We start from the raw sequence: 4,293 nt of genomic DNA on the forward strand, positions 1-4,293 counted from the left end.
AGATGCGGCGCGGCATCCCGCAGCAGCTGGCGGGTATAGACGTGCTGCGGCGCGCCAACCAGCTGCGCGGCAGGCGCCGACTCCTGAATCTCGCCATGGCGGAACACCATAATGCGGTCTGCGCGCTCGGCGGCTAACGCCAGATCGTGGGTGACGAACAACACGGCGGTGCCGGAGTCGCGGCGCAGCGCGTCGAGCAGATCGAGGATGCGCTTCTGCACCGTGACGTCGAGGGCGCTGGTGGGTTCGTCGGCAATAATAAGATCGGGGCTGAGCGCCAGCGCGATAGCAATCAGCACGCGCTGTTTCATGCCGCCCGATAGCTGGTGCGGATACTGAAGCGCCCGCTGTTCGGGATGGCTGAGGCCGACGCGGGTCAGCAGTTCCACCACGCGACGCTGGCGCTCTTCACCGTTGAGCGCAGTATGCAGGCGCAGGATCTCCTCGACCTGCGCGCCAACGGTTTTTACCGGATTAAGAGAGTTGCCAGGATCCTGCGGCACCAGGCTGATGCGCACGCCGCGCAGTCGGTCGAGGCGTTTTTGCGACCAGTCGGCAATATCTTCGCCGTTCAGGCGGATCTCTCCGCTGTCGCGGCGGGCATTTTCCGCCATCAGTCCGATAATCGCCTGCGCGGTGGTGGTTTTACCGGAGCCTGATTCGCCTACCAGCGCCACCATTTCACCGGCCTGAAGTTCGAAGCTGACGTCGTGTACCACCTGACGCCATTGATGCCCGCTGCGATAGCTCAGGCTGAGATGTTTAACCGCCAGCAGCGGTAGGGGTGTGCTCATCGGCGACCTCCTGCAATCTGAACGCTGATGCGACTGGCGGCGAGCACCACGGCGATCACCAGCAGGCCGGGGAACGTGGTCAGCCACCATGCGGTAGAGAGATAATTACGCCCTTCGGCGATCAGCAGTCCCCATTCAGGCGCGGGTGGCGGCGTGCCATAGCCGAGAAAACTGAGCGTCGAGAGCGCCAGAATTGCCTGGCCGAACTGCAGCGCGGCGAAGGCAATCGCGGGCGTCAGCGCATTGGGGACAATATGGCGGCGCAGCACAGCGAAAAAGGTGCCGCCGCTGCCGAAGGCCGCTTCAACGTAGTCGCTGTGGCGGATACGCACGACTTCGCCGCGCGTCAGCCGCGCGAAGCTGGCGATCGACGCCGCGCCCACCGCCAGCGCGGCGTGCAGCGTGCCGAAGCCGAGCAGGATCAATACGCTGAGCGACAGCAGCAGCGAAGGAATAGAGAGCAGGACATCGACGGCGCGCATGATCAGCGCCTCGGTTCTACCGCCAGTCGCGCCCGCCAGCACGCCGAGCGCACTGCCCGCCGTCAGCCCCATTGCCACCGCGATGGTCGCGGCGGAGAGGGACGCCGAGGCGCCGTAAACCATACGCGCCCAGAGATCGCGTCCCAGCTGGTCGGTGCCGAGCCAGTGTCCCGCCTGCGGTGCCAGGCGCTGCGCGCCGGGGATGCCTTCAGTGGCGCTGTAGTGGGTAAAGAGCGTCGGCGCGATCGCCGCGCCTGCTGCCAGCAGTAAAACCAGCCATGCCAGCCACAGGTCCGGCTGAATGCGCAGCGCCCGACGTGCGGCGGTCGGCGTGGCGCGCCGCGCAGAGGCATAATCAACAAGGCTCACAGGGCACCTCCGGAAACAGGTTGCAAACGCGGATCGAACTGCGGCATCAGCAGATCGACCAGCAAGTTGATCGCCACAAAGCCGAGCGCGGAGATCATCACCACGGCCTGAAGAACCGCGACATCCTGGTTATTGACCGCCTGCTGCGTCAGCTGGCCGAGACCGCCGAGGCCGAATACGGTTTCGGTGATTAGCGCGCCAGCGATCAGTTCGCCCAGCAGCAGCCCGGCGATGGTCAGCACCGGCAGCATGGCGTTGCGCAGCACATGACGCCACAGCACGCGGCTTTCGCTTGCGCCTTTGGCGCGTGCCACCGCCACAAAGGGCTGGGTAGAGACCTCATCAATGCTGCGCAGCAGGATCTGCGCCAGCGGTGCGGAGATCGGTACCGCCACCGTCACGATCGGCAGCAGCAAGCCCTGCCAGGGCGAAGGATTGATTATCGGGATCCAGCGCAGCTGGAAAGAGAAGATCTGAATCAGCGCAATGCCGAGCCAGAAAGTCGGTATCGAGATAAAAAGCGCGGGCACCGACTGTAACAGCGACCGCACTCTGCGCAGCGCGGGCAGACGGGAGAGCGCCGCCAGCCCGAAGGCGAGCAGCGTCGCCAGCAGAAAACCGCACAGCGCCAGACGCAGCGTGCCCGGCAGGCTGTCGGCAAGCTGCGCGCTGACTGCCACGCCCGCCTGCACCGAAAAGCCAAAATCGCCGTGAAGCATGGCAAACAGCGTATGCAGATATTGCCGCCATAGCGGACTGTCCGCGCCGTAGGCGAGGCGCATCTCCGCTATCTGCTGCGGGCTTAGCCCAAGGTCGGGGTTCTGAAATTTGATCAGCACCGCGTCGCCGGGCAACACCTGCAGCAGGACAAAAGAGAGGGTAAAGGCCGCCCATAACACCAGCAGGCCGCTACTCAACCGATGCAGCAGATAGCGTCTCATCGTTCACCCCGCCTTAATGTTTTTCCAGCCAGGCGCCGTAGAACGCCGGGCGGCCGACCGCTTCGAAGCGCAGGCCTTTCAGCCAGGGCGCGCCAGCGAAGACCTGCGGCTCCTCGAAGATCGGGATGACATAGGCGTTATCCAGCAGATAGCGCTGCACGTCGCCAGTCAGCTGCAGGCGTTTCGCCGGATCGACCTCGGCGGAGATAGCCAGCAGCAGGTTATTCAGCCTGTCGTCGCGGAAGTTCCTGACTTTGTCGCTGGAGCCGCCTTTTTGCAGCAGCGCGTCGCGGTTGGCGGGATAGAACTGACTTTTCACTACATCCGGATCGGCGCGGCCCACTTCCGAGACGGTAAGCGGCGTCTTCAGCGGATCGAGGCTGTCGAGGGTTTTGCTGCCGGCGTCGCCCGCTTTAACCGTCAGCGCGACGCCAACCTGACGCCACTGCTGGGCGATTAGCTGCAATACCTCTTTGTTTTGCGGCTGCGGCAGCGATTCATAAACCGTCAGCGCCAGCGGCTTGCCCTCTTTTATGCGAATGCCGTCGGCACCCGTTTTCCAGCCCGCGTCGTCCAGCAGCTTTTTCGCCTGTTCCGGGTCGAATGTTAATTTATCGCTGAGGTCAACGAAGCCCGCCGCGCTCGCGGCAATGACCGATTTCGCCTGCGGATAGGCGGGGGAGAAAAGGGTATCGACCACCTGTTTCGCATTGGTGGCGTGCAGCAGCGCCTGTCGCACACGCAGATCGCTTACCAGCGGATTGTCGGGGCGGAAGCTGATGCTGTCGTTCACGCCGCGCGTCGGTGCCGCGTAAAGAGGAAACTGCTGGTCCTTCGCCTGTTTCTCATCATAAGCCTGCACCTGGCGGATCACGTCTGCCTGGCCTGCCAGCAAGGCGCCGATGCGCACGCTGTCTTCCGGCGTGACGATAACTTTTATGCCGTCAAGGTTGGCAGGGCCTTGCTGCTGCGCATTTTTCGGCCCCCACTGATAATCCTTACGCGCGGTCAGATCGACCTCGCGGCCCAGCTTTTCGTCGCTGACCACAAAGGGGCCGGAGCCGATAATATGGCGCGCGTCGCCAAGCTGGTCGAAATTACGCGCCAGCGTACTGAGCGAGACTAAGCCGGAGCCGATGGTCGCGGTGCCCTGTAAAAATCCGGGTGACGGTTTTTTAAAATAAAACTTCACCGTCAGCGGATCGATAACTTCGCTGTGGTCATAGTTATTAATCACCTCGGATACCGGCAGGCGTTGTGCTTTATTTCCCAGCCCGTAGGTGTCGAAGTTTTTCGCGACTGCACTGGCATCGAGCGGCGTGCCGTCAGAAAAGGTCACGCCAGGGCGAATTTTAAAGGTGTATTCGGTGTTATCTGCATTGCTGCTCCAGCTCTCCGCAATCCACGGCTCGACCTGTAGCGTCTCAGGATTTTGCCAGGTGAGCTTATCGGTGATCTGATTAAGGATGCCGCCGTTGGGATAGAAACCGCCGGCGGGCGGATAAAGCGTGGTGTGCGCCTGCTGCTCAAGGTAGATAAGCGTGCCGCCTTTAACCGGCGTCTCCGCCGCGTGAACCGTGAAACTCCCTGCAAGCAGAGCAAATGCCAGTGCGCGCGGCAGCGGCGAAAAATGAAATCGCATCATATGAATTCCTTTGTTATCAGTTGCCTCAGAGGCGGAATTCATCATCGGACCCGACGCAAGGC

At 62.4% G+C, this 4,293-nt stretch carries 4 protein-coding genes; all 4 read right to left on the bottom strand.

Annotated elements, in window-relative coordinates; translation table 11 throughout:
- Nucleotides 1-794, bottom strand: a 794-nt coding sequence (locus B3797_RS01210; protein ID WP_311790161.1) for an ABC transporter ATP-binding protein, incomplete at its 3' end; no start/stop codon positions are given.
- Nucleotides 791-1,645 carry an ABC transporter permease gene (locus tag B3797_RS01215; protein WP_311790162.1) on the bottom strand — a complete coding sequence of 285 codons (855 nt, stop codon included), beginning with the start codon at nucleotides 1,643-1,645 and terminating at the stop codon, nucleotides 791-793. The genes B3797_RS01210 and B3797_RS01215, both read right to left, overlap by 4 nt.
- The gene (locus B3797_RS01220; RefSeq protein WP_311790163.1) at nucleotides 1,642-2,586 is read right to left on the bottom strand and encodes an ABC transporter permease; all 945 of its coding nucleotides are present in this window, start codon (nucleotides 2,584-2,586) and stop codon (nucleotides 1,642-1,644) included. Before B3797_RS01220 ends, B3797_RS01215 begins: the two co-directional genes overlap by 4 nt.
- A 13-nt stretch (nucleotides 2,587-2,599) precedes the next feature.
- Complete coding sequence (locus B3797_RS01225) at nucleotides 2,600-4,231, bottom strand: TIGR04028 family ABC transporter substrate-binding protein (protein ID WP_414693020.1); 1,632 nt, start codon at nucleotides 4,229-4,231, stop codon at nucleotides 2,600-2,602.
- Nucleotides 4,232-4,293: the final 62 nt, after the last annotated feature.

The sequence above is a fragment of the Pantoea sp. UBA5923 genome (assembly GCF_002431095.1).
GTDB classification, from domain to species: Bacteria; Pseudomonadota; Gammaproteobacteria; order Enterobacterales; family Enterobacteriaceae; genus Pantoea; species Pantoea piersonii.